The 22,221-nt window shown below is 61.5% G+C and carries 24 protein-coding genes; 13 read left to right on the forward strand and 11 right to left on the reverse strand.

The window, feature by feature from the left end; all coding sequences use genetic code 11:
* Positions 1 to 7 precede the first annotated feature (7 nt).
* The 7 genes from HX792_RS04515 to HX792_RS04545 all read right to left on the reverse strand — a co-directional run bounded on the left by HX792_RS04515 (position 8) and on the right by HX792_RS04545 (position 7,207).
* Positions 8 to 1,039: a hypothetical protein gene (locus HX792_RS04515; protein ID WP_176994965.1), complete on the reverse strand. Its 1,032-nt coding sequence runs from the start codon at positions 1,037 to 1,039 to the stop codon at positions 8 to 10.
* Positions 1,039 to 3,453, reverse strand: coding sequence for a TonB-dependent receptor (locus HX792_RS04520; RefSeq protein WP_176994966.1), 2,415 nt, complete (start codon positions 3,451 to 3,453; stop codon positions 1,039 to 1,041). Before HX792_RS04520 ends, HX792_RS04515 begins: the two co-directional genes overlap by 1 nt.
* A gap of 112 nt (positions 3,454 to 3,565) precedes the next feature.
* Positions 3,566 to 4,498 (reverse strand): glutathione S-transferase family protein, encoded by a 933-nt coding sequence (locus HX792_RS04525; protein WP_176994967.1) that lies wholly within the window; start codon positions 4,496 to 4,498, stop codon positions 3,566 to 3,568.
* 75 nt (positions 4,499 to 4,573) lie between these two features.
* Positions 4,574 to 4,849 (reverse strand): GIY-YIG nuclease family protein, encoded by a 276-nt coding sequence (locus HX792_RS04530; RefSeq protein WP_176994968.1) that lies wholly within the window; start codon positions 4,847 to 4,849, stop codon positions 4,574 to 4,576.
* 37 nt (positions 4,850 to 4,886) lie between these two features.
* Positions 4,887 to 5,357 (reverse strand): nuclear transport factor 2 family protein, encoded by a 471-nt coding sequence (locus HX792_RS04535; protein ID WP_176994969.1) that lies wholly within the window; start codon positions 5,355 to 5,357, stop codon positions 4,887 to 4,889.
* A 222-nt stretch (positions 5,358 to 5,579) separates the two neighbouring features.
* A complete protein-coding gene (locus HX792_RS04540; RefSeq protein ID WP_176994970.1) occupies positions 5,580 to 6,215 on the reverse strand; it encodes a response regulator transcription factor in 636 nt (211 codons plus the stop codon).
* Positions 6,216 to 6,394: 179 nt separating this feature from the next.
* On the reverse strand, positions 6,395 to 7,207 hold the full coding sequence (locus tag HX792_RS04545; RefSeq protein ID WP_176994971.1) for a response regulator: 813 nt from the start codon (positions 7,205 to 7,207) through the stop codon (positions 6,395 to 6,397).
* A 356-nt stretch (positions 7,208 to 7,563) separates the two neighbouring features.
* On the opposite strand from HX792_RS04545, the gene HX792_RS04550 reads away from it, so the two are divergent.
* From HX792_RS04550 to HX792_RS04600, 11 genes are all read left to right on the forward strand, one after another.
* Entirely contained in the window at positions 7,564 to 8,193 is a 630-nt protein-coding gene (locus HX792_RS04550; protein WP_176994972.1) for a DUF1120 domain-containing protein, read from the forward strand.
* Complete coding sequence (locus HX792_RS04555; protein ID WP_176994973.1) at positions 8,190 to 8,831, forward strand: DUF1120 domain-containing protein; 642 nt, start codon at positions 8,190 to 8,192, stop codon at positions 8,829 to 8,831. The genes HX792_RS04550 and HX792_RS04555 overlap by 4 nt, the downstream gene beginning before the upstream one ends.
* A gap of 40 nt (positions 8,832 to 8,871) precedes the next feature.
* Positions 8,872 to 9,486 (forward strand): DUF1120 domain-containing protein, encoded by a 615-nt coding sequence (locus HX792_RS04560; protein WP_176994974.1) that lies wholly within the window; start codon positions 8,872 to 8,874, stop codon positions 9,484 to 9,486.
* Between the two features lie 37 nt (positions 9,487 to 9,523).
* Entirely contained in the window at positions 9,524 to 10,144 is a 621-nt protein-coding gene (locus tag HX792_RS04565) for a DUF1120 domain-containing protein (RefSeq protein ID WP_176994975.1), read from the forward strand.
* Positions 10,145 to 10,249: 105 nt separating this feature from the next.
* Positions 10,250 to 10,852 (forward strand): DUF1120 domain-containing protein, encoded by a 603-nt coding sequence (locus HX792_RS04570; RefSeq protein ID WP_256349797.1) that lies wholly within the window; start codon positions 10,250 to 10,252, stop codon positions 10,850 to 10,852.
* 2 nt (positions 10,853 to 10,854) lie between these two features.
* On the forward strand, positions 10,855 to 11,604 hold the full coding sequence (locus tag HX792_RS04575; RefSeq protein ID WP_176994977.1) for a fimbria/pilus chaperone family protein: 750 nt from the start codon (positions 10,855 to 10,857) through the stop codon (positions 11,602 to 11,604).
* Between the two features lie 137 nt (positions 11,605 to 11,741).
* The gene (locus HX792_RS04580) at positions 11,742 to 14,177 is read left to right on the forward strand and encodes a fimbria/pilus outer membrane usher protein (protein WP_218172543.1); all 2,436 of its coding nucleotides are present in this window, start codon (positions 11,742 to 11,744) and stop codon (positions 14,175 to 14,177) included.
* Between the two features lie 11 nt (positions 14,178 to 14,188).
* Entirely contained in the window at positions 14,189 to 15,316 is a 1,128-nt protein-coding gene (locus tag HX792_RS04585) for a DUF1120 domain-containing protein (RefSeq protein ID WP_176994979.1), read from the forward strand.
* A 10-nt stretch (positions 15,317 to 15,326) separates the two neighbouring features.
* Positions 15,327 to 15,962: a DUF1120 domain-containing protein gene (locus HX792_RS04590; protein ID WP_176994980.1), complete on the forward strand. Its 636-nt coding sequence runs from the start codon at positions 15,327 to 15,329 to the stop codon at positions 15,960 to 15,962.
* Positions 15,963 to 15,997: 35 nt separating this feature from the next.
* Complete coding sequence (locus HX792_RS04595) at positions 15,998 to 16,621, forward strand: DUF1120 domain-containing protein (RefSeq protein ID WP_176994981.1); 624 nt, start codon at positions 15,998 to 16,000, stop codon at positions 16,619 to 16,621.
* 169 nt (positions 16,622 to 16,790) lie between these two features.
* Positions 16,791 to 17,411: a DUF1120 domain-containing protein gene (locus tag HX792_RS04600; RefSeq protein ID WP_176994982.1), complete on the forward strand. Its 621-nt coding sequence runs from the start codon at positions 16,791 to 16,793 to the stop codon at positions 17,409 to 17,411.
* A gap of 1 nt (position 17,412) precedes the next feature.
* Here HX792_RS04600 and HX792_RS04605 read toward each other — a convergent pair whose 3' ends face one another.
* Together HX792_RS04605 and HX792_RS04610 are read right to left on the reverse strand one after the other, a co-directional pair.
* Complete coding sequence (locus HX792_RS04605; RefSeq protein ID WP_176994983.1) at positions 17,413 to 18,681, reverse strand: CynX/NimT family MFS transporter; 1,269 nt, start codon at positions 18,679 to 18,681, stop codon at positions 17,413 to 17,415.
* Positions 18,671 to 19,330: a FadR/GntR family transcriptional regulator gene (locus tag HX792_RS04610; protein WP_176994984.1), complete on the reverse strand. Its 660-nt coding sequence runs from the start codon at positions 19,328 to 19,330 to the stop codon at positions 18,671 to 18,673. Before HX792_RS04610 ends, HX792_RS04605 begins: the two co-directional genes overlap by 11 nt.
* 159 nt (positions 19,331 to 19,489) lie before the next feature.
* Between HX792_RS04610 and HX792_RS04615 the strand changes: the two genes are divergently transcribed.
* Together HX792_RS04615 and HX792_RS04620 are read left to right on the forward strand one after the other, a co-directional pair.
* Positions 19,490 to 19,801 (forward strand): type II toxin-antitoxin system MqsR family toxin, encoded by a 312-nt coding sequence (locus HX792_RS04615; protein WP_176994985.1) that lies wholly within the window; start codon positions 19,490 to 19,492, stop codon positions 19,799 to 19,801.
* A complete protein-coding gene (locus HX792_RS04620) occupies positions 19,798 to 20,286 on the forward strand; it encodes a type II toxin-antitoxin system MqsA family antitoxin (protein WP_176994986.1) in 489 nt (162 codons plus the stop codon). Before HX792_RS04615 ends, HX792_RS04620 begins: the two co-directional genes overlap by 4 nt.
* A gap of 59 nt (positions 20,287 to 20,345) precedes the next feature.
* On the opposite strand, the gene HX792_RS04625 is transcribed toward HX792_RS04620, so the two are convergent.
* Both HX792_RS04625 and HX792_RS04630 read right to left on the reverse strand, forming a co-directional pair.
* Positions 20,346 to 21,110 (reverse strand): amino acid ABC transporter ATP-binding protein, encoded by a 765-nt coding sequence (locus HX792_RS04625; protein WP_003221897.1) that lies wholly within the window; start codon positions 21,108 to 21,110, stop codon positions 20,346 to 20,348.
* Positions 21,111 to 21,120: 10 nt separating this feature from the next.
* A complete protein-coding gene (locus HX792_RS04630; protein WP_176994987.1) occupies positions 21,121 to 22,218 on the reverse strand; it encodes an amino acid ABC transporter permease in 1,098 nt (365 codons plus the stop codon).
* Positions 22,219 to 22,221 lie beyond the last annotated feature (3 nt).

Genomic DNA, 22,221 nt, shown 5'->3' on the forward strand with positions numbered 1-22,221 from the left:
ACCGCATTCAATCAAGTGCCAGGGTGGTGATAGAGAATGTTCCCGCTTGAAACTGCGGGTCTGCCTTGGGCTCGGCGGCGGGCTGCACGTAGTCCATGGCCGGCAAGTAAACCCGTTGGTGCTGCGCGTCGAACGCCATGTTGTAGGCCATCGGCAAGGTGCTGATGGTCGCTGCCACGGCGTAATGGTCGGCATCCGTCTGGTCGATCACCACAAGGCTGGCGTCCACACCGCTGGGGACCAGCAAGCGGCGATGCTGTGCGTCGTAGGCCACGGCGTTGACGTCACGCCCGATCGGCAATTTGGCCTTCACTTCACCCGTCTCGCGGTCCGCCACGATCAACAACGGCGTGTCACCTCGACAGGCCACAAACAAGCGTTGCCGCTCGACATCCTGAGCCAATGCGCTGGGCTTGGGGCAGTCGGCAAACTGCCAGGTGTCGAGCAGCGCAAAGTTGCTCGCGGCATAACGCGCGACCTTGCCTTCATCCCGCATGGGCAGAAAAAAGCTGCCATCGCCCTTGAGCAGCAGCGGGTCGATCTTCTTCACGGCCAGCTCATGGGCACCGGTGATGCGCTCCAGCTTCGGATCAAACTCGAACAAGGTTGATCGGTCTGCACGGCGCCCACTGACGATGATCACTTTGCCGGTCAAAGGCTCGTACACCGCGCTGTTGAGGTTGCTTTGCGCCACCTCGATGCGCTTGAGCGGCTTGAGCGTGGATAACTGCACCACACTCAAACTGCCGTCGGTGTTGAGCACAAACACGCGATCCAACTCAGGCACGAACACCACGCCGTTGGCGCCTTGCGACTGCGCCACCGTCTTGACCGTTTTCTGGTGCTGAACATCAAACACCGTCAGGCCATTTTCACGCCGGGCCACAAACAGGTAGGGCCGCGTCGGGTCCAGGCCGACAAAGCCCCAACTGTGACCGGAACCGGGCAACGTCACCCGGTGTTCACGGTGGGCGACGGCATCATCTGCCGCCGCCGTGGTGGTGATGAACAGGGCCAGTAGCCAAGCGAAGGCCTTCATCAGAAGGTCAACGTGCTGGAGACCGACACCTGGCGCGCATCGCCGATGGACACGAACTGCGTATTCACCGAAGACGTGTAATACGTGCGGTCGAACAGGTTCTTCACGTTGAGTTGGAACTTGACTTTCTGCCCGTCGATTTTGGTGTCGTAGCTGGCAAACGCATCGGCCACGGTGTAGCTCGGCAGTTCGAAGCTGTTGGCCGCGTCCCCTGCCCGCTCGCCCACATAACGCGCACCGGCGCCGACACGCAGCTGATCGCCACCCAGAATGCTGCCGAAGTCATACACGGCCGACAGCGAAGCGGTATTTTTCGCCACGTTCTGTAGGCGCTTACCTTTGAGTGCAGGGTCTTCGGTGACCTCGGCATCGGTGTAGGCGTAGCTGCCGATCAGGCTCCAGTTATCAGTCAGCTGGCCACTGGCATCCAGCTCCAGGCCACGGGAGCGCACCTTGCCCGCCACGCTGTAGACCGCTGCCAAGCCGTCGCCGACCTGCACCAGCACATTGCGTTTCTCGATATCGAACAGCGCGGCGCTGGCCGTGATGCGGCCCGGAATGTCGAGCTTGGTACCCAGTTCCCAGGCCTTGGACTGCTCCGGTTCCAGGCTACCGTCTAGCACGCTTTTGTTAGCCAACGGAGCGATGGTCGAGTTGGGTTTGAACGACTCGGTGTAGCTGCCGTAGAAGGACAACTGGTCGGTATAGCGGTACACCAGACCAGCACGCGGTACCCACTTCTGGCCATTGCCATCGGTGTTGGCAGTGAACGGTACGCCCTTGCCCGCGTATTGGTCGTACATCTGGTAGCGCGCGCCGCCGACCAGAATCCATTGGTCATTCAGGTGAATGGCATCCTGGAAGAACAGCGAATCGCTGCGCAACAGGTCGGTCTGGTTGCTGTCAGGTGCACTGACGGTCGTGCCAGCGACTTCGTTGCCATATACCGGGTTGTTATAGTTGAAGACACCCCGCGGGGCTTGGCGAATCAGGTCAGCGCGGTAGATCTTGCGGTATTCGTCATCCAGGCCGAACACCAGGTCATGTTGCATGCCGGCGACGTCAACCTTGCCTTCCAGGCTGGTGGTAGCGAAACGGTCGGTGGTCAACGCGCCCTGCGTGCCGTCCATGCTGCGGGTCAACGTACCGTTGGTGTTCACCTTGACCACACGCACCTGGCTGGCATCGTACGTCTCGCGGTTCCAGCTGTAGCCGAAGTGGGCTTTCCAGTCGTCGTTCAGATCATGATCGACTTCCAGGCGGTACAGGTCGGAGCGGCCTTCCATGTTGTTGAACGGCTCATCCAGGCGACGGGTCGCAGGGATGTTCAACGGGTGGTTGGTCTTGGGGTCGATGGCAGTGCCACGGTCGAACGGTGAAAGGAATTCACGGTGTTCATAGGCAAACACCACCTTGGTGGTGTCGCCATACCAGGCCAGCGACGGCGCCACCAGCGTCTCGCGGTGGGTGCCGAAGTTGCGCCAGTAGTCTTCGTCTTCATGGTCGACGATCAGGCGATAAGCCAGGCCGCTGTCACCAATCGGGCCGGTGGTGTCGAGGTTGCCGCCGCTGCCGTTCTTGCCATCACCAAAAGTCGAACCGCGTGCGGTCAACGAAGTGGACTGCACCAGTTCAGGCTTTTTGCTGACGATGTTGACGACGCCGCCCGGGTCCTGGATGCCGTACAACAATGACGACGGGCCCTTGAGTACTTCAACGCGCTCGGCGGTGGAGTTCAACGCACGGCCCTGCACCACGGGCATGCCGTCCTGCATGATCGAGCCGTTACGGTTGTCGCCGAAACCCCGCAGCATCACCGCATCCTGCGTGCTGCCGAGGGTGTTTGCCTGGGTAATGCCACTGATGTTGCCCAGGGCGTCGTCCAGGTTGCGTGGCTGTTGATCACGCAGCACTTGGGCCGGCACCACGTTGACGGTTTGCGGAGTCTCCAGCAGCAAGCCGTGGGAGCGCATCACCGAACTGGTGGGCGGCGGCTGGTAGCTGGTGGTGTCCTGGGTCTGGCCGACACCGCTGATGGTGGTGGCGCCGAGGTTCACCGCGCCTTCGGTCGGCACAGGCTCCAGGGCCAGGGTGCGGGCGTCGATCTGGCGGAAGGTAAAGCCGGACTTGCCCAGCAGGCGTTGCAAGGCCTGGGTCGCGCTCATCTGCCCGCTGACGGCGGGGGCGCTGAGGCCGTAGGGCGCCTCATCGGTGTAGATCACGCTGATACCGGTGACCCGGCTGAAGTCGCTCAAGGCCTGGGGCAGCGGTTTGGCTGCCAGGGCAAAGTTGAACTGGGCGCTTTGCTGCTCCTGCGCCTGTGCAATGCCGAGGGGCAGCAACGCCAGCCCCGAAACCGCCAATACCGAGGCTCCCAGCCACTGTTTAACCAAACCGCCCGCCGTCGACTTCATGCTGTGAGAACCCGTGTAGAAAACGCTGTTAATGCGAATAGATCGCAGTTTCAAGCACTACACGGATGGGCTGGCGATTTACCTCACCTCTGTTTGCAAATATTTTTATTTATTACGCCTGGATGCAAAAACCCATGCGTGGGAAATGCACATGCACGGTGCCGGCACGCTCGTCGGTACGGCGCAGGATCAGCTCTTCGCGCCCGGCAAACAGCAGTTCGCCAGCCACCGGGTCGGTGCCGTAGTCGGTCGCCGAAACGGTCACCTGTTGCCCCACTTTGAAGCCGTTCAAGTCGTCGAAAACTTCATCCGGCAACACCGCCGGGCTCGCATTGCGCGCGACTTCCAGGGCTTGCTCGGCGCTCATCTGGGTGGACGTGCCATGGCCAAAGCCCAATACGCGATCCAGCCAGGCAGCCACAGCGGGATAGGCATCCACCAACGGCGCGGTTACCGGAGAGCCCTTGAGGAACCACAACGGGTGGGCCAGGGAGAAGTCGGCAATCGAAGGCTCGCCGAACAGGAAATCCCCCGCCTGATGCTGCAATTGCTGATTGATACGGCTGATGATCGCCGGCCATTGATGAAGAGCCTGTTCCAGTTGCACGCGCGCCGCCGTGCCACCGCTGAACAGTTTTTTGCGGTCGGCGACCAGCACCTGGATCATTTCCGGCGGCACCTTGGCAAATTTGACCGCCAGGGATTCAGGCTGGAACACCAGCGCCACGGCATGGGAAAACACAACCGAATCGGCCCACGCGGCAAAACCCTGGGTGACAACTTCCAGGCCTTGAGGGAACAGCGTCGGCGCGGCTTTTTCCTGCTCAAGACGGCGGGCGATCAGTGCGGTGTCGCAGTAGATATCAGCGCCCACTTGCAGCACTGGCGTCTTGCGATAGCCACCCGTCAAAGGCATCAGGTCGGGCTTGGGCATCACCGGTGCGATATGCACCGAGCGCCAGGACAAGCCTTTGAAACCCAGCAGCAGGCGGGCTTTTTCAGCAAAAGGGGACTGGGGATAGTGGTGAAGAATCAACTCAGACATACCAGGCTCCGCTCGATAAGTGAGCCGCTAGCTTAGCCTGCAACACGCGCAATGGGGACGATGGGAACCCATCAGTCAAATCAATGGGCTGCTCGCCGCCAGGCACTCCTTGGCGCTCTTCTTCAGCTTCTTGATCAAGCGCTCCTGGCGCAGTGCCTCAGCCTTGCTCGCGCACTGCTCGGTATACACCAGCGCCACGGCCGGGCTGGACAGGAAGAACCGCGCGCCCTTGCCACGCTGGTGCATGGCAAAACGGCGCACCGGGTCATTGCTGATGCCGCAGTACAACGAGCCATTGGCGGCGCGTACCAGGTAGACAAACCAGGGTTTGGGTTCAGAAGTTTCAGTCACAAGTCGAGCCGGCAAAACCAGAAGAGCGCCCAGCTTATCAACGACTGGCCTGGAACGCCTTCAAACCACGCAGGGCTTGGGTGCGCACGGCGTTTTTCACCAGCGGCGTCCAGCCCAGCAACAAACCTTTGGTGCCCAGCGCCTGACGCGACCAGCGCCACAGGTCGAAGCTGTCGTGGTGCTCACAAATCTTGCCGTCGCGAAACACAAACCGCGCCTGGATATCGTTGACCACCGTGTTGCCCGTGGCACTGAACAAATAGGTGGCGACCCAATGGGCGCCACCGCTGCGGTCATCGCTGCGCACGTTGTCGAAGGTCAGGGAAAAGTCTTTGGCGCGCGTAGTGAGCATGCGCCACATGTCACCGGCATCACGCCCGCGCAGTTCACCGAACGCGGGATCACTGAACACCACATCATCGGTGTAGCAGGCGGCCATGGCTTCGGCATCCAGGCGCTGGAACGCTTCATAGAAACGGGTGATCAGGGTGGTGTGGGCATCACTCATGGGCAAGCTCCGATCGCTAGGGTTATCCGGTCGCACGATAGTCTGCCTACGGGCGCAAAGCCATGCCCATTTGCGGGGGAAATGGAGAAGGTGTGATGCAACGCAAACCACTCTGAATGATACGGCGACGCCCGCCATTCGTTTAACAACTGCCTGAACACGCTCAACGCTTTATCTATTACCCGTGCAAGCCAGCAACTTGAATCCCAATAAGTTGGTCAACTAAGGCACCATCCCAACCTCCCGTGCATATGCAAAAAGGTCAACATCGGTAGATATACACAGCCTGTGCATCGCCGTGCTCTTTTGTTTGCTGATAGTTGAGATACTGCGATTGACTCTCGCAGCAATCTGGCTGACGGTCATACCGCTGGCGAGCATGCGTACAACTTCCTGTTCCTTGCCGGAAAGTGTTGGCGTCTGGGTCGGTTGCGAACCACACACCTGGTCCAATTGCACACGCAGGCACTCACTGACAAATTGTCGGCCCTGCACCACGGCATTCAGCGCCTGGGGCAGCTCCCTGGCGGAAGCACTCTTGGCGATCACGCCTCGCGCGCCGTGGCTGAACGCTGCGCGCAGCGTAGCGACATTGGCAAACATGGTCACCAGGACTACCGGTAACGCCGGGTACTTTCGGTTCAACAAACCCAACAGGCCGTACCCATCGGCCTGCTGATTTCCCGGCATGGCGAAGTCGGTCACTATCACGTCGCAGGGTACACGGCTGACCAACGCCAACAATTGATCAGGCCCGTCGGCTTCGCCGACCACTTTGCACTTGCCACTTGCCTCAATCACCACTTTTTGCCCAACACGAACAATGGGGTGATCGTCAGCAATAATGATGCGGATCATTGGTTTTTCCATGATGGCAGTTTGAGACTGGCAAAATACCCCGATCGCTTTTCTGCAACAACAGGTAATAACTCATCATTAAGCGCGCCACCCCGTATTTAAAGCACCTCGAACTAATACCTACACAATTAAGAGAAATGGAATACAGAAAAGTACTACACGGCAAAGTATGTATTCCTTCAAAGTTGCGTAAGATAATTCAGGTACCGCTCGACATCGTGACAGAACGCTCTCAATGCCGGTGTATTGATTGCCACACCGTTTACCTGCACCCGTTTGATCAGGTCCACCGCCCTCGCATCCAGGCCAGTCGCCCCCAAAAACGCGACACTGCCCACTAACCGGTGCAAACGTTGGGCAGCCATAGTCGCGTCCTGAGTGGCCTGCGCGTGAGCCAGCACGGCGAGGTCCGCATCGGCCTCCTGAACCAGACTCAGCAACAGCGGCTCCACAACCTCCCACGTACCAAACGTCTCGATCAAACTGACGCGACTGGGCACAGTGCCACCGGGCAAAGCCGCAGCCCCTGCGGGTAGCCCCGCCGAAAGCAAGGGCTTCGGCGACGCCAGCCAGTAGCACAGCACTTCACGCAACTGGGCAAACCCTACGGGTTTGATCAGCCAGCCGTCCATTCCACAGGCCACACACTGGCGGATTTCTTCCGGCCCCAGGCCGCCTGTCAGCCCCAGAACAACCAGAGGAAGCCGCCCCTGGGCCTGCTCACGCATTCGCAGTTCACGAGTCAGGGCGTATCCGTCCATCACCGGCATGCGGCAGTCACTGATCATCAGGTCGAAACACTCGGTAGTCAGCCGTTGCAGAGCCTCTTGACCATTGCAACAACACTGATAAGCGACGCCGAGTCGTTCCAGCAGCGAACCCAGCAGAAAACGATAGGCGGGGTGGTCATCCACTACGAGAACACGCGCCCGAGACACATCGACAGCAGAAAATGAATCGCTCGAATCGCGTGCAGAAAACTGACCAGGCATGGCGCCCTCGAAAGGGGCGATCAGTTCGCCCGGACTTTTCGCAACTAAACAATGACCCCGATCCTTATAAAGGGATCCGGGCAATCAAAGATCGCGAAAAATATCCGAATACATAGCCGTCAGCGATACAACAACTACGACAACACCCAATAAAACCTATTATTTCAACAGCCCCGCCCCCTTTTGTCATTGCCACCCTGTCATTCGTAATAGTTGCATTTCCGCCTCTCCCGCCCGGCGATAAATTCCTCCCCGCTTTCCCTTAAAGCGACGCGTGCCCACCACAACCATAAAACCCATGGGCAACTTCACCGCGTCGCTCTGCCCCTGATCCGTGCATAGGAATACCGACTGTGATGAAAGACTCTCTCGCCGCCCTGGCCGGAGCCCTGCTGATCGCCCACGCCAGTACGGCGCTGGCCGCTAGCTCCGTGGACCTTTCGGTCAAAGGTGCCATTACCCCGAGCGCTTGTACGCCTAGCCTGAGCAATGGCGGGCTGGTGGATTACGGCAAGATCTCGACCCAGGACCTGGACCCGACCGGGGTCACCGAACTGCCCAGGACCCTCTTCAAGTTGGCGGTCAATTGCGAAGGGTCGAGCCTGTTCGGGCTGAACGCCCAGGACAATCGATCGTCAGTGGCGGGCCCCGCCGCCTCCTTCGTATTGGGGCGGATCAGCCCGACAAACTGGATCGCCACGTATTTCCTGACCATGGAAAACGTGGTCACCGACGACCCCACCGCCTACCCGATCTACTCCCTGGATAACGGCTCGACCTGGATCTACAACTCCGAACGGCAGGTACCGGCCAACACACTCAGTGCTTTCGGCAATCAGACGTCCGGCACACGCGCCCCCGTTCCCCTGACAGATGTAGCGCTGGACCTGATTGTCCAACCCTACATTTTTCCAAAAAGCCAGATCCCGGCAGGCGAAACCATTCCCCTGGACGGGTCCGCCACGTTCGAGTTGCGCTACCTATGAAGGCCTCGACACTGTGCCGTTGCGGCACGTTCGGCCTCGTGCTCAACCTGGCCCCTGTGGCGTTCGCCGCCAGCAACGTGGACCTGACGGTACGCGGCATCATCACCCCCAGCGCGTGTACCCCGAGCCTGGCCCAGGAGGGGCTGATCGACTACGGCAAGATCGCCGCCCGCGATCTGAACCGCGAGTCCTTCACCCCGTTGCCGCTCACCCAGTTGCCTGCGGCCGTCAACTGCCAGGCCCCAACCCTGTTCGCCTTGAGGCTCACCGATAACCGCGCCGGCTCCAGCGCCTCCGAGCCCTTCGGTTTCGGGCTCGGACTGACCCACGCCAGCGAACGGATCGGCGTGTACCACACCATCTTGCACACGCCCTTGGCAGAGAACGCACCCATCACTCAATTGCAGTCATCAGACAACGGCCAAAGCTGGAGCGTGGTTGAAGAAAACGTCGCTTTGCCCCCGCTGCGACTGGCCGCGTTCGGGGACGCTTCTTCCGGCGTCTGGAGCCCGCTGCCGATCCAGGCACTGCGTGTGCAAATACGTGTGAGCACGCTGATCGCACCGGCCCAGGGCCTGACCCTGGATCGTGAAGTGCCACTGGACGGCTCAGCCACTCTGGACCTGATTTACCTATAGCGCCTTCACCCTTAACCCTACCTTACAAGGACTTGTGCCCATGGACAGACCCACCCTCGCCTTCCTGCTAGCCGCCCTTGCGCCTGGCGCGTTCGCTGCCAGCAGTACGGACCTGAGCGTCTCCGGAACCATCACCCCCAGCGCCTGCGCACCCGTGCTGTCGAACGGTGGCGTGATCGACCACGGCAAGATGACCTCCAAGGACCTGCAACCCAGCTCCCCGACGTTGCTCGATCCAGCCGAGATGCGCCTTGAAGTGCAATGCGAGGGTGAGACCTTTTTTACCTTGACCACCGTGGATAACCGCGCGGGCACCTCCGCCATCAACCCGAGGCACCACGGCCTGGGCATGACCGCCGAGAAAGAAAAACTGGGCAGCGTGGCGTTTTCGCTGTTCGACCCGGTGGCCGATGACAAACCGGTCAAGGTGATCACTTCAAGCAACGGGGGCGCCAATTGGGCCGCTTCGATCTACCTGGGGCATGAGGCACTGACCTCGTTTGCCGCCCTCGACGGCCCCAATACGCCCATCGCCCTGAAAATCCTGAATGCCCGTCTGCGCGCATTCACCATCATCGTGCCCGCCACCGAGCTGACCTTGCTCGATGAGGTGCCACTGGACGGCCAAGCCACGCTGCAACTCAAGTACTTGTGACCCTTTGACCTCAACTTACCTTGATAGGAGCAACACCATGAAAGCCCTGAATGCCCTGTTCGCCACCCTGCTGCTCACCGGGACCGGCACGGCCCTCGCCGCCTCAAGCGTGGACCTGACCGTACGTGGATTGATCACTCCGAGTGCCTGTGAGCCAAGCGTGTCCGGCGGCGGCAATGTGGATATCGGCAAGATTTCGGCCAAGGACCTCAATGCCAATACAGAAACCCCGCTGGCGGATCACACCCTGCAAGTGACCGTCACCTGTGACGCCGCCACCTTGATGGCCATTGAGCCCAAGGACAACCGTGCAGGTTCGGCCTCGGTCACCAAAGACACCGCCTTCGGCTTGGGCCTGGTCAATAGCAACGAAAAGCTGGGCTACTTCGAAATGACCTTGGGATCGGCGGTGGCCGATGGCGTCAATGTGGATCCCATTGCTTCGCGTGACAATGGCCTGACCTGGGCACTCCTGGTGTCCCTGATCAACAACGGCATTACCTCCATCGCCAACAGTGCCACCGTCGCGCCCGTTCCGGTCCAGTCACTGGTGGCCGATTTGACCGTCTCGCCCTTCATTGCCCCGGCCAACGGTCTGACCCTGACCGAGGAAGTGCCAATCGACGGTTCGACGACCCTGACCGTCAAGTACCTGTAATGGAAAACGGGCGCAGCCTTTGCGCGCTGCGCCCAGCGCCGCACTCACGGATGTCTCTCAACACGGTTCCAACATCAGACCATGAACACGCTCCCACGCTGCTTGATGACGCTCGGTCTCTGCCTGACCGCCACCTCCGCCCTGTGTGCCTCGAAGGTCGACGTGACGTTGACCGGCAGCATCACCCCCAGCGCCTGCACGCCGGTCCTGTCGCCCAGCGGCATCGTCGACCACGGGCGGGTGCCAGCCCGCTCGCTCAACCAGTACGAGTTTACCGAGCTGCCCATGCGCACGCTGGACATGAACGTCACCTGCAACCAGCCCGTGTTGTTCGTGCTGGTGGGTGTGGATAACCGTGCCGACTCCTCCGTGGGGCCAGGCTTCTATTACGGTCTGGGCAACAACATCCATGCCCCGGCCGAACGCATGGGCTCGGTGGCCCTGGCCATTCGCGAAGCCGTGGGCGATGGCCAGCGCGCCATTGTGCTGGCCTCCAGCAACCGCGGCCTGACCTGGTTTCCCGAAACCAACGCCTACCCGGACAACTACATGGGCTTTGCGCACCCCGGCACCCTGGTGCCCGATCCGCACAGCGTGCTCAGCGCCAAGCTGGACATCAAAACATCGATCAACGCCGCCGCCTACCTGACCCTCGACCAAGAGGTGCCGTTGGACGGCTCCATCGTGCTAGACCTGAGGTATCTGTAGTCATGCTCCCTTTCCCTTGCGTTGCCAAAACAATTACACGGGTGTTCAACCTGGTTCGCTATGCCTCCCTCTACCTCGCCGCGCTGGCGCTGACGTTGTGGGGCCCCACCCTTGTGCTCGCCGACGGCATGGTGCCGGACACTTCGGTGGTGATCGTCAATGAGGCCGATGGCGAAGCCTCGGTGTCGGTAACCAACACTGACGCCAAGCTTGCCCTGCTGCACGTCACCCTCGAAGACATTCCCGAAGACCCGGCGCCCCTGCTGTTTGTCACGCCACCGCTCACACGGGTCGAGCCGTCCAAGAGCCAGTTGATCCGCTTCATCCTGCAATCTGCCACGCCACTGACCACCCAGCGCTTGAAACGGGTGATCTTCGAAGGCATGCCCCAGGGCCGCGCCGAAGGCCAGGCCGGGCATGCGCGAGTGGGCGTGACGGTGCGCCAGAACCTGCCGGTGATTCTGCACCCCAAGGGGCTCGCACCAAATCGCACGCCCTGGACCGGCTTGGTCTGGAGCCTGAAGAACCAGCAACTGAGTGTGAATAACCCGACGCCCTACGTGGTCCGCCTGGCTCAGGAATTGACCTTGCTGCCCGGCAAAGGCTCAGCCTTGCTGCCACGCACCTACGTGCTACCCGGCGAGACCTTGAGCGTGGCCGCCAGCCAGGCCCAGGCCAGCACCGTGCAGATACAACCGGCCACCGTCTACGGATTTGCGGTCGCGCCTTACGAAGCACCGATCACCCTTTGATCGCAGCGCCGGCGGGCCGAATGCCGGCGCCCTGATAACGAAGTGGCCTCTCATTGAAGGCCGCCGGGAGCTCTCCCGCCACGATGGAATGGCGCGGGCCAGACTCCATTACTCGAGTACGACTTGTGAGCACAGTTATGACTGATCGCGACGGCGAAGCCGTGCCTGGTGTTTCATCACCCCGGGCGCGCCAATGGCTGGCGGGCGTTGCGCTGAGCCTGGGCACCGTGCTGCCAACGGCTGCCTCCCTGGCCGATGAAGGCGCCGGCTCATTTGATCCACAAACCCTGGCCCAACGGGGCATTGACCCGCAATTGGCCAACCTGTTGCTGGAAGCCCCGCGCTTCCCGGCCGGGCGCCACGCCCTGAACCTCACCGTGAACGGCCAGCGACGTGGGCGGGTGGACATGCTGTTCAACGGGCAAGGCGCGTTGTGTTTCAACCAGGCCCTACTGGATGCAGGCCACTTGCGCGTACCGGCCGACGATGGCGAATGCCATGCCTTTCTCGAGGCCTACCCGCAGACCTTGATCGAGCAGGATCCCGCCACCCTCAGCCTGTCGCTGGTCGTGCCCACCGATGCGCTGCGTCCGACCGTGCGCGATGTGTCCGGCTACCAGACCGGCGGGTTCGCCGGGCTGCTCAACTATGACCTGAGCGGCCTGTACAACGAATTCGGCGACGACACTAGCCGTTTCGGCTCGGCCAACACCGAGGTCGGTTTCAACGCCGGCGACTGGATCGTGCGCAGTCGCCAGGTACGCACCTGGCAAGACAAGGTGTCGCGCACCACCCACCTGGACGCCTACGCCCAGCGCACCTTTGCCGAACAGCAAGCAGTGTTCCAGGCCGGGCAGATCAACCTGTACAACCCGGTATTGGCCGGCGCACAGATCACCGGGGCGCAGGTGCTCACCGAGACGGCCCTGCAGGACCAGAACCAGGGCGCCACCATCACCGGCATCGCCAACAGCCCGGCCCAGGTGGAGATCCGTCAGAACGGCACGTTGATTCATTCCACCGTGGTGCCGGCGGGGCCGTTCTCCCTCACCGATGTACGACGCTTGAACAGCCGTTCCGACGTGGAAGTCACGGTCAAGGAAAGCAGCGGCGAGGAACGTCGCTTCACCGTGCCTGCCGCCATGCTTGGCCTGGGCTTGCCTGCGCCGGGTTACTCGGTGGCCGCGGGACGCGTGCGCAAGCTCGGTGCCGGTGAAGGCGCCGAACCCTGGGTGGTCAGTGGTGGCTGGAGCGGAACGTTGCACCCGCAAGTCAGTGTGGGTGCCGGCGCGCTCGGCGCCGAAGACTATCGTGCGGTGGGCGCAAACATTGGCTGGCTGCCCTGGCAGGACAGCCAGCTCCAACTGTCCAGTCAAATCGCCCAGGCCACGCGCAATGGCAACGAACGGGGTGTACAAACCGATCTGTCGTGGTCGCAACGCCTGTCCGAACGTTGGGCAATCACCACGGCGGGCTCCTGGCGCACCCTGGGTTATCGCGACCTGGAAGACTCCACCTACCTCACCGAAACCCGCGAGCAACGCCAGTCGCGCTACCGCGACCAACAGAGCGCGACCGCATCCTGGTCACACCCGATGCTCGGCGCATTCAGCGCCGGCATCTCGCGCTCATCCTCGTTTACCGGTGAGAGCAGCAGCCGCGCGCTGGCATCGTGGGGCACCAGCTTTGGGCGTGTTTCGGTGTCCGCCAGCGCCGAGTGGCAAGTGGGCGGCCGCCAGCAGAGCGATGACAGTGTGTACCTGAACATCAGCGTGCCCCTGGGCGAAAGCCGCCGCGGTCGTGCCTGGGCGCGCAATGCCGGAGGCGATCACCGCATCGGGGCCGGGGTCAGCGAACAGATCAACGACCAGTTGAGCTACCAGGCAAGCGTTGAACGCGACAGCCGTGACCGTGAGGTGGAGTCATCCATCGGTGTCTCGACGCTGCCGTATTACAGCCAGTTGGACTTCAACTACACCCGCAACAATCAGGAACGTTCCAGCTATCAAGGTGGCGCACGCGGTGGCGTGGTGTTGCACGGCGATGGGCTGACTTTTTCGCCCTACCCGGTGCGCGAGACCTTTGCGCTGATGTCGGTGGGCGACATGGCCGGCATCAAGGTCAGCACCCCCAGTGGCCCGGTGTGGACCGACTGGCAAGGCCAGGCCGTGGTGCCGCAACTCAGCCCCTATGGGCGCAGCCCGGTGGAAGTGCAAACCCGCTCGTTGCCGCGCAACGCCGACATCAGCAATGGCTTGGCAGTGCTGTCGGCCGGGCGTGGCGCCGTAGACAACGTCGAGTTCGGCGTGGCGCTCACACGCCGGGCCCTGTTGAGCGTAACCGACGCCAACGGCCAGCCTCTCCCCCGCGGCGCCGCCGTCAGCACCGCCAACGGTGAGTTCGTAACCCTGGTTCAGGACGGCAGCCAGGTGTTCTTGCCGGACGTATTGGACCGCCGCGAATTGTGGGTCAGCGCCCCTGGTCAACCCCGCTGCCGCCTGGACTTCGAGCTGCCCGAACGGGGCGATCCCGAGGTGTATTACGAAACCGCACCGGCACGGTGCCAACCATGAGGAACTTAACCATGGGCCTGAAACCTGCCTTGTTGTCCGCCAGCCTGTTGCTGGGCGCTAACGCCTGGGGCATGGAAGAGTGCCAGTTGAACCTGAGCGAAACCGCCGTGGATTTCGGCCTGGTGAACCGGGCGGTGTCGCCGGTAGCCGTGGCCGAGCACCTGCTGGGCGAACGGCGCCTGAGCCTGACGCTGAACTGCCCCACGCCCACTGACTTGAGCCTGTTCTATCGCGGGCTGGCAGCCGGCACCGAGCGCTTCCAATTCACCCGCCGTGGCAGCTACAGCCTGCGGGCGAGCGACGCACTGCTCGACGGCCAGCCCGTGGAGTTGGGCCTGGTGCCCGGCAGCGGCCAGCCGCCGGTGAGCAGCGCCGCAGCCCTGCGCTGGCGTCCTGAACACGGCATCGTGCCGATGCGTGCCGGCGTGCCGGTCAGCGGGCGCAGCTTGTCGTTGCAACTGGAGGTCAGCGCCTGGGCCAGTCAAGACGCCCTGCGCGTCAGCGATACCGTCACCTGGGACACCAGCGGCGTCGTCGATGCCCTCCACACGGGACGCTCGCGGGAGTTGCGCCTGCAAGCCCGCTTCGCCCCTGCGGCCTGTACGCCGAGCCTGTCCAACGGCGGCACGGTGGCCTTCGGCAAGTTATCGGTGATGGACCTGAGCGTCGACAAAGAGACGGCCCTGCCCGCACGACCACTGGTGGTCAGCGTGGCCTGCGACGCACCGACCGCGTTCAGCCTGCGCCTGCAGGACAACCGCCAAGGCTCGGCCACCGGCCCGGGAGACGACAGCACCTACGGCCTGGGGCTCGACGCCCAACAACAGAAAATCGGCCGTTACCGGTTGGTCTTCGACCCTGCGCGCACCACCGCCGACAGTTTCCCCGGGCTCTACCGAACCGACTCCCCCACCGGCACCGCGCCCTGGAGCAGCGCGAGCGCCAACCCGCTGGCGATTGGCGCCAGCCGTTTCCTGGGGTTCAGCACCAGCGTCGGCAACACCAGCGGCCCCGTGCCGATTCAACAACTCAGCGCCACCACGAGCCTGGAAGCGGTGATCGCACCGCTGGGCACGCTGGACCTGGGCAGCGAAGTGCGCCTCGACGGCGCCGCCACCCTCGAACTCAACTACCTCTAGGAGCCTTCCCATGAAACACCTTCTGATTGCCTTGGCATTCGTATCGGGCAGCGCACACGCCGCCTCCACCGTTGACCTGGCCGTCACCGGCCTGATCACGCCCATGGCCTGCACGCCGCTGCTGTCCGGCGGTGGGCTGGTGGACTTCGGCAAGATCTCGCGCAATGACCTCAACCTCACCAACGGTACGCGCCTGCCCCACAAGTACCTGACCCTCACCGTCAACTGCAACGCACCTGGCCGCTTCGCCCTGCGCATGCGTGACAACCGCGACGGCACGGCCCACGTCAACAGCGAGATTTTCTACGGCCTGGGCCTGGATACCAGCGGCAACAAGATCGGCGTGTACTCGGTGAGCTTCGACCCCAGGCAGACCGTGGTCGACAACCTGGCCGTGGTGTACGGCACCGAATCCACCACCGGCGGCCTGGCCTGGCGCACCGCCAACCTCAACCCCATCGACGTGGGCTCGCGCAGCCTGCTCGGTTTCACCGATGTGGTCGGCAGCACTGCCGGCCCCTCGGCCATCCAGACGCTGACCAGCACCCTGAAGCTGGAAGCCACGCTCAACGCCCGCCAGAACCTGGACCTCAGCGTGGAAACGCCGATGGACGGGTCGGCCACGTTGGAAGTTGTGTACCTGTAATTCGCGTTTTTTCCCAACCCTGTAGGAGCAATACCATGAGCATCACCCGTAACCTGTTGATCACCGCGCTGATGATGAGCGCAGGCCATGTGGTCGCCGCGTCCAGCGTCGACCTGAGCGTCAAGGGGACGATCACCCCGAGTGCGTGTGAGGTCAGTGTCTCGAACGGCGGTCAATTTGACTTGGGCAAAATCGCCGCCAAGGATCTGTCCCCAGACGGCGCTACATACTTACCCGTGCTGAATGCCGAGGTGACGACCACCTGTGAGGGCGCGACGTTGATAGCGCTTGAGCCCAAGGACAATCGCGCCGGTTCGGCCCACATCAACGACGACTACTTGTTCGGGCTGGGCTTGATCAACGGTACCGAGAAACTAGGGGCCATGACGGCCGCGCTCCGCTCTCACATCGCAGATGGCGTGGTGGCCTATTCCATCAACTCGTCGGATGGCGGTCTGACTTGGACCACAGGAGGGTTTTTCAAACCGACAAGTAACCTTGTCTCGGTTCGTCAGGGCGCTACCACCGCTCCGGTACCGGTGCAACTCCTGGTTTCAACCCTGCGGATCGAGGCGGAAATTGCCCCGACCAACAGCCTGACCCTGACCAATGAAGTTCCCATCGACGGCTCGATCACCCTGACCGTGCGTTACCTCTGACCCTTGTCGCCAATCCCCTAGACGCTGACCAGCCGCCTGAAGCTGGAAGCCACACAACGCCCGACAGAACCTGGACGCTCAGCGTGGAAACGCCGATGGACGGATCGGCCACGTTGGAAGTTGTGTACCTGTAATTCGCGTTTTTTCCCAACCCTGTAGGAGCAATACCATGAGCATCACCCGTAACCTGTTGATCACCGCGCTGATGATGAGCGCAGGCCATGTGTCCGCCGCGTCCAGCGTCGACCTGAGCGTCAAAGGCACAATCACCCCAAGCGCCTGTACACCCACACTGGGTAACGGCGGGGTCATTGATATCGGCAAGATCTCCACAAAGGAGCTCAATGCTGACAGGGCGACTCATATTCCCACCCCCCTCATCAAACTGACCGTCACCTGCGATGCCGCGACACTGATGGCAGTCTCGGGCAAAGACAATCGGGCAGGTACCCACTTCGAAGAGGACAACCCGTACGACTTCGGCCTGGGATTGATCAATGGCACCGAAAAATTGGGCGGTATTGAGTTGCGTGTGGATAACCCCATTGCCGATGGCGTGGCAGTACGCACAATCGCGTCCGACGACGGTGGACCCTGGTATGGGGGGCGGGTCCTTGCAACCACTACATTGATCTCGGTCGCAAACACCGGCAGCCTGGCCCCAATCCCGGTGCAAGTGCTGAGTGCCGACATGTCGTCCTATCTGAGTATTGCACCCACTAAAAATCTGACCCTTGATAAAGAGGTCGCAATCGACGGCTCCGCAACAATCACCGTGAACTACCTGTAAATCAAGGCCCTGCGACAGGGACGGCCTCGCTCTGTACGTCTACGTATCGGGCGCGGCCGGCCCCCAGACCCGCGATGATCGCGCCCAGGCCGATCACGCCGAACACCCAGCCGGTGGCGCCCCAGCCACCGGTCCAGTCATGCAACACACCGACCGCCAGCGGGCCCAATGAGGCCAGCGTGTACCCGATGCCCTGGGCCATGCCCGACAGGTTGGCCGCCACGTGGGAATCCCGCGAGCGCAGCACGATCAGGGTCAGCGCCAGGCTGAACGTACCGCCCTGGCCCAACCCCAGCAGAATCGCCCAGCCCCACAACCCTTCAAGGGGCGCAAACAGGCAGCCAAACAGCCCGCCCAGGGTCAACAGCATCACCACCACAATGGCTAGGCGCTGGTCCTTGCCCCGGGTGGCCAGCCACGGCGCGGTCAAGGCGCTGAACAATTGCACGATGATCGAACCCGACAGCAGCAAGCCGGCTTCGGTGGCACTCAGGCCACGGCTGATCAGGATCGATGGCACCCAGCCGAACACGATGTAGGCCAGGGATGATTGCAGGCCCATGTACAAGGTCACTTGCCAGGCCAGCGGATCGCGGAGCAACCCCTTCACCTTGTAAGCCACTTGATGAGCGCCATGTTTTTGCCCCACCTGTGGCAACCAGAACAACGCCGCAACCAGCGCGGGCACGATCCAGAACCCCAGGCCGAAGGTCCAGCTGTCGCCGAAGAAATGACTCAGCGGCACCGTGGCCCCCGCCGCCAGCGCCGCGCCCAGACACAGCGCCATGGTATAGACACCGGTCATGGTCCCGGCCTGTTTGGCGAAGTCACGCTTGACGATGCCCGGCAGCAATACGCCGATGATGCCGATACTGGCGCCGGCAATCAGGCTGCCAACGAACAGCCCGGCCTCGCCGAACGAGCTGCGCAGGATGATGCCGCCGGCCAGCGTCAGCAAAATCCCCAGCACCACCCGCTCGGCACCAAAACGCCGGGCCAGGATCGGCGCCAGTGGCGCGAACAAGCCCAGGCACATTACCGGCAAGGTGGTCAGCAGACCGGCCTTGGCCGCCGACAGGCCCAGGCTGGCCGAGACGTCATTGAGCAACGGCGACAGACTCGACAGCGCCGGGCGCAGGTTCATCGCCACCAGGACCAGCCCCAGGATCAGCAACCAGGGGCGGCTCATGGCGGGTGGGGTGTGTTGCACAACGTCATCGTCGGCTTCGGCGTCGATCAACAGTTCTTCGAGTTTGGTTTCAGGGTTCATTGATCAACTGCCGGCAGAGGGATTTGGCGCGTTCCGGGTCTTGTTTTTCGACGGCTTCGAGCAAGGCGATATGCAGGTCGAACACTGCCTGGCGGCGCGGAGTGATGTTCAAGGTCTGGCGCAACTGGGCGCCGACGATGGCGGAAAAGTACTGGTACAACTCGCTCAGCGCCGGGTTGTGCGCGGCGTCCACCAAGTGCTTGTGAAAGATCAGGTCGGCGCTGATGTAGGCCTCCAGGTCGCCGTGATACAACGCCGCGCTGGCGTCGAGGGCCTCGCGCAGCCTTTTGAGGTCTTCGTCGGTGCGGCGCAACGCGGCCAGGCTGATCGCCTCCACCTCCAGGATCTGCCGGGTCTCCTGCGCCTGCTCCAGCGTGCAATGGGAAAGCGCGCGCATCGTGCCCAACGGGTCAGTCATCGAGCGCAAGTAGCTGCCGTCGCCCTGGCGGATCTCAATCAACCCGGAAAACGCCAGCACACGCATGGCCTCACGCACGGTATTGCGGCTGATGCCCAGCTCGGCAGACAGCTCGGGCTCGGTGGGCAGGCGTTCGCCAATGGCCCACGTGCCCTGGCTGATGCGCAGGCGCAGCTGCTCCAGGGCCTGGTCGACCAGAGAGCGTTTGATCAAGGGGGCGATGTCTGTCATAGGTTTTAAGCTTTCGTCCAATCATAGGATGAATTTTCCTACAGCCTATTCGGAGTTGCCTACAAAGGCAACGCACTACGGTTCTTAAGCAGGAAAAGGAGCAGTATTTTCGATTGGTAAAATTACCCTCTGAGGGTAATTATTGGACTCAGGTGTCTTATGGAAAAGTACACACCTCACTACGATTTGGCGTTGGTTAAGGCTGAGGTCATTAAGTTGGGTTTCAGGGCGTTCACCGCAACTGCCCGAGAGGGAGCTCGACAGCTCGAATTGAGCCTGGACCAAATGCAACAGGTGGTCTGCGCCCTTGAGCGCCGAATGTTGTGCAAATCGATGACGACCTATGCAGACCATCGGGTATGGCAGGACGTCTACCTGATCAAGATTTACGGCACGGAGATTTACATCAAGGTCACTTACCGCCCAGGCGGTGGTCCTCCCGTAATCTCCTTCAAGGAGAAACCCCTATGAGAACCCAGCAATGCATGAGCTGCGGAACCCATGACGCAATGCAGCACTTCGAAGGTCGCACCTTCACGATCAACACGCGGGGAATGGTTCGAGATATCCCCGACATTGCAGGCTGGGAATGCGAGGTCTGCCATGAAGTTGAATTCGATCACGACGACGACAGTGCAGAGCGTTATTGCAAGGCCTCTGATCTGCTGTTGATCGACGCACGCAAAATCATCGCCGCCGAAATGAAGCGAATCCGCCGCAAACTGCACCTCACGCAAAAAGACGCGGTGAGGCTCTTCACCGTCCGTGGGCACAATGCATTTTCACGCTACGAACGGGCTGAAATTTTTCCGCCGGAACCGTTGCTCACATTGATGCGCCTTCTGGATAAACACCCACACCTGCTGGCTGAAATCGAGGTCCTCAACGCGGGGAAAGACTTGAACCAACTACTCATCGCCAGGGATGCACAGCTACTGGCGGCTCAGGCGTCCTGAAAAAAACGCAGGCAAAAATAAACCCGGCACAGGGCCGGGTTTATTTATTCACCCATCGATCAATGCAGAATCTGGCTCAAGAACAACTTGGTCCGGTCATTCTGCGGGTTGTCGAAGAAGTCATTCGGCGCCGCCTGCTCCACGATCTCGCCCTTGTCCATGAAGATCACGCGGTTGGCCACGGTGCGCGCAAAACCCATTTCGTGGGTGACGCACAGCATGGTCATGCCGTCTTCGGCCAAGCCGATCATGGTGTCGAGTACTTCCTTTACCATCTCTGGGTCGAGTGCCGAGGTCGGCTCATCGAACAGCATGATTTTCGGCTTCATGCACAGTGCGCGGGCAATCGCCACACGCTGTTGCTGGCCGCCGGACAGTTGCCCTGGAAACTTGTGGGCCTGCTCCGGAATGCGCACGCGCTCCAGGTAGTGCATGGCGATTTCCTCGGCCTTGCGCTTGGGCATCTTGCGGACCCACATCGGCGCCAGCGTGCAGTTCTGCAGGATGGTCAGGTGCGGGAACAGGTTGAAGTGCTGGAACACCATGCCGACTTCACGGCGGATCGCTTCAATCTGCTTGAGGTCGTTGGTCAGTTCCACACCATCGACCACGATGCGGCCCTGCTGGTGCTCTTCCAGGCGGTTGAGGCAGCGGATGGTGGTGGACTTGCCTGAACCCGACGGGCCGCACAGCACGATACGCTCGCCCTGCTTGACGTTGAGGTTGATGTCTTTCAACACGTGGAACTGGCCGTACCACTTGTTGACGCCCTGCATCTGGATAATGCCTTCAGGGCCCACAGGCTTTTTGATTGCTTCGCTCATAAAAGAACTCCTAACGCTTGTGGCCTGTGTCGAGCTTGCGTTCCAGATGCATGGAATAGCGCGACATACCAAAACAGAAAATCCAGAACACCAGGGCGGCGAACACATAGCCTTCAGTGGCCATGCCCAGCCATTTCGGGTCGGCAGCCGCTTGCTTGACGCTGTTGAGCAGGTCGAACAAGCCGATAATGATCACCAGGCTCGTGTCCTTGAACAGCGCAATAAACGTGTTGACGATGCCCGGGATCACCAGCTTCAGGGCTTGCGGCAAAATCACCAGGCCCATGCTGCGCCAGTAACCCAGGCCCATCGCCGCAGCAGCTTCATACTGCCCTTTGGGAATGGCTTGCAGACCGCCGCGCACCACTTCGGCCACGTAGGCCGACTGGAACAGGATCACGCCGATCAGGGCCCGCAGCAGCTTGTCGAAGTTCATGCCTTCAGGCAGGAACAACGGCAGCATCACCGAGGACATGAACAGCACCGTGATCAACGGCACGCCGCGCCAGAATTCGATGAAGGTCACGCAGACCACTCGAATCGCCGGCATGTTCGAACGCCGCCCCAACGCCAGCACGATGCCCAACGGCAAGGCACCGGCGATACCGACGGTGGCGATCACCAGGGTCAGCATCAGGCCGCCCCATTGGCTGGTCGCCACGTTGGTCAGGCCGAACACACCGCCGTGCAGCAGGAAGTAGGCAATGATCGGGTACAGCACCAGGAAGCTCAGGCCGTAGATCGCCTTGTGCTGGAAGCGCGAGATGAACAACGGCGCCACGCCGACGATGGCCAGCCACACGGTCAGGTCCACGCGCCAGCGCAGGTCGCCCGGGTAGTAGCCGTACATGAACTGTCCGAAGCGCTGTTGGATAAACACCCAGCAGGCGCCTTCCTTGGTGCAGTCTGCGCGGGTGGTGCCCACCCAGTTAGCGTCGATGATGGCCCAATGCAGGATCGGTGGCACCACCAGGTACACCAGGTAAATCGCCAACAAGGTCAGCAGGGTGTTGAGCCAGCTGGAGAACAGATTGGCGCGCATCCACGCCACCGGGCCGAAGACTTTGCTCGGCGGCGGCATATCAGGTTTGAAAGTATGCGTACTCATGGG

Origin of the sequence: Pseudomonas sp. B6002, assembly GCF_013385985.1 — a bacterium.
Taxonomy (GTDB): Bacteria; Pseudomonadota; Gammaproteobacteria; order Pseudomonadales; family Pseudomonadaceae; genus Aquipseudomonas.

What these genes read in the sequence shown, in the direction of transcription:
- HX792_RS04515 (WP_176994965.1), bottom strand. Translation starts at nt 1,039, where the DNA reads ATGAAGGCCTTCGCTTGGCTACTGGCCCTGTTCATCACCACCACGGCG.
- HX792_RS04520 (WP_176994966.1), bottom strand. Translation starts at nt 3,453, where the DNA reads ATGAAGTCGACGGCGGGCGGTTTGGTTAAACAGTGGCTGGGAGCCTCG.
- HX792_RS04525 (WP_176994967.1), bottom strand. Translation starts at nt 4,498, where the DNA reads ATGTCTGAGTTGATTCTTCACCACTATCCCCAGTCCCCTTTTGCTGAA.
- HX792_RS04535 (WP_176994969.1), bottom strand. Translation starts at nt 5,357, where the DNA reads ATGAGTGATGCCCACACCACCCTGATCACCCGTTTCTATGAAGCGTTC.
- HX792_RS04540 (WP_176994970.1), bottom strand. Translation starts at nt 6,215, where the DNA reads ATGATCCGCATCATTATTGCTGACGATCACCCCATTGTTCGTGTTGGG.
- HX792_RS04545 (WP_176994971.1), bottom strand. Translation starts at nt 7,207, where the DNA reads ATGCCTGGTCAGTTTTCTGCACGCGATTCGAGCGATTCATTTTCTGCT.
- HX792_RS04550 (WP_176994972.1), top strand. Translation starts at nt 7,564, where the DNA reads ATGAAAGACTCTCTCGCCGCCCTGGCCGGAGCCCTGCTGATCGCCCAC.
- HX792_RS04555 (WP_176994973.1), top strand. Translation starts at nt 8,190, where the DNA reads ATGAAGGCCTCGACACTGTGCCGTTGCGGCACGTTCGGCCTCGTGCTC.
- HX792_RS04560 (WP_176994974.1), top strand. Translation starts at nt 8,872, where the DNA reads ATGGACAGACCCACCCTCGCCTTCCTGCTAGCCGCCCTTGCGCCTGGC.
- HX792_RS04565 (WP_176994975.1), top strand. Translation starts at nt 9,524, where the DNA reads ATGAAAGCCCTGAATGCCCTGTTCGCCACCCTGCTGCTCACCGGGACC.
- HX792_RS04570 (WP_256349797.1), top strand. Translation starts at nt 10,250, where the DNA reads ATGACGCTCGGTCTCTGCCTGACCGCCACCTCCGCCCTGTGTGCCTCG.
- HX792_RS04575 (WP_176994977.1), top strand. Translation starts at nt 10,855, where the DNA reads ATGCTCCCTTTCCCTTGCGTTGCCAAAACAATTACACGGGTGTTCAAC.
- HX792_RS04580 (WP_218172543.1), top strand. Translation starts at nt 11,742, where the DNA reads ATGACTGATCGCGACGGCGAAGCCGTGCCTGGTGTTTCATCACCCCGG.
- HX792_RS04585 (WP_176994979.1), top strand. Translation starts at nt 14,189, where the DNA reads ATGGGCCTGAAACCTGCCTTGTTGTCCGCCAGCCTGTTGCTGGGCGCT.
- HX792_RS04590 (WP_176994980.1), top strand. Translation starts at nt 15,327, where the DNA reads ATGAAACACCTTCTGATTGCCTTGGCATTCGTATCGGGCAGCGCACAC.
- HX792_RS04595 (WP_176994981.1), top strand. Translation starts at nt 15,998, where the DNA reads ATGAGCATCACCCGTAACCTGTTGATCACCGCGCTGATGATGAGCGCA.
- HX792_RS04600 (WP_176994982.1), top strand. Translation starts at nt 16,791, where the DNA reads ATGAGCATCACCCGTAACCTGTTGATCACCGCGCTGATGATGAGCGCA.
- HX792_RS04605 (WP_176994983.1), bottom strand. Translation starts at nt 18,681, where the DNA reads ATGAACCCTGAAACCAAACTCGAAGAACTGTTGATCGACGCCGAAGCC.
- HX792_RS04610 (WP_176994984.1), bottom strand. Translation starts at nt 19,330, where the DNA reads ATGACAGACATCGCCCCCTTGATCAAACGCTCTCTGGTCGACCAGGCC.
- HX792_RS04615 (WP_176994985.1), top strand. Translation starts at nt 19,490, where the DNA reads ATGGAAAAGTACACACCTCACTACGATTTGGCGTTGGTTAAGGCTGAG.
- HX792_RS04620 (WP_176994986.1), top strand. Translation starts at nt 19,798, where the DNA reads ATGAGAACCCAGCAATGCATGAGCTGCGGAACCCATGACGCAATGCAG.
- HX792_RS04625 (WP_003221897.1), bottom strand. Translation starts at nt 21,110, where the DNA reads ATGAGCGAAGCAATCAAAAAGCCTGTGGGCCCTGAAGGCATTATCCAG.
- HX792_RS04630 (WP_176994987.1), bottom strand. Translation starts at nt 22,218, where the DNA reads ATGAGTACGCATACTTTCAAACCTGATATGCCGCCGCCGAGCAAAGTC.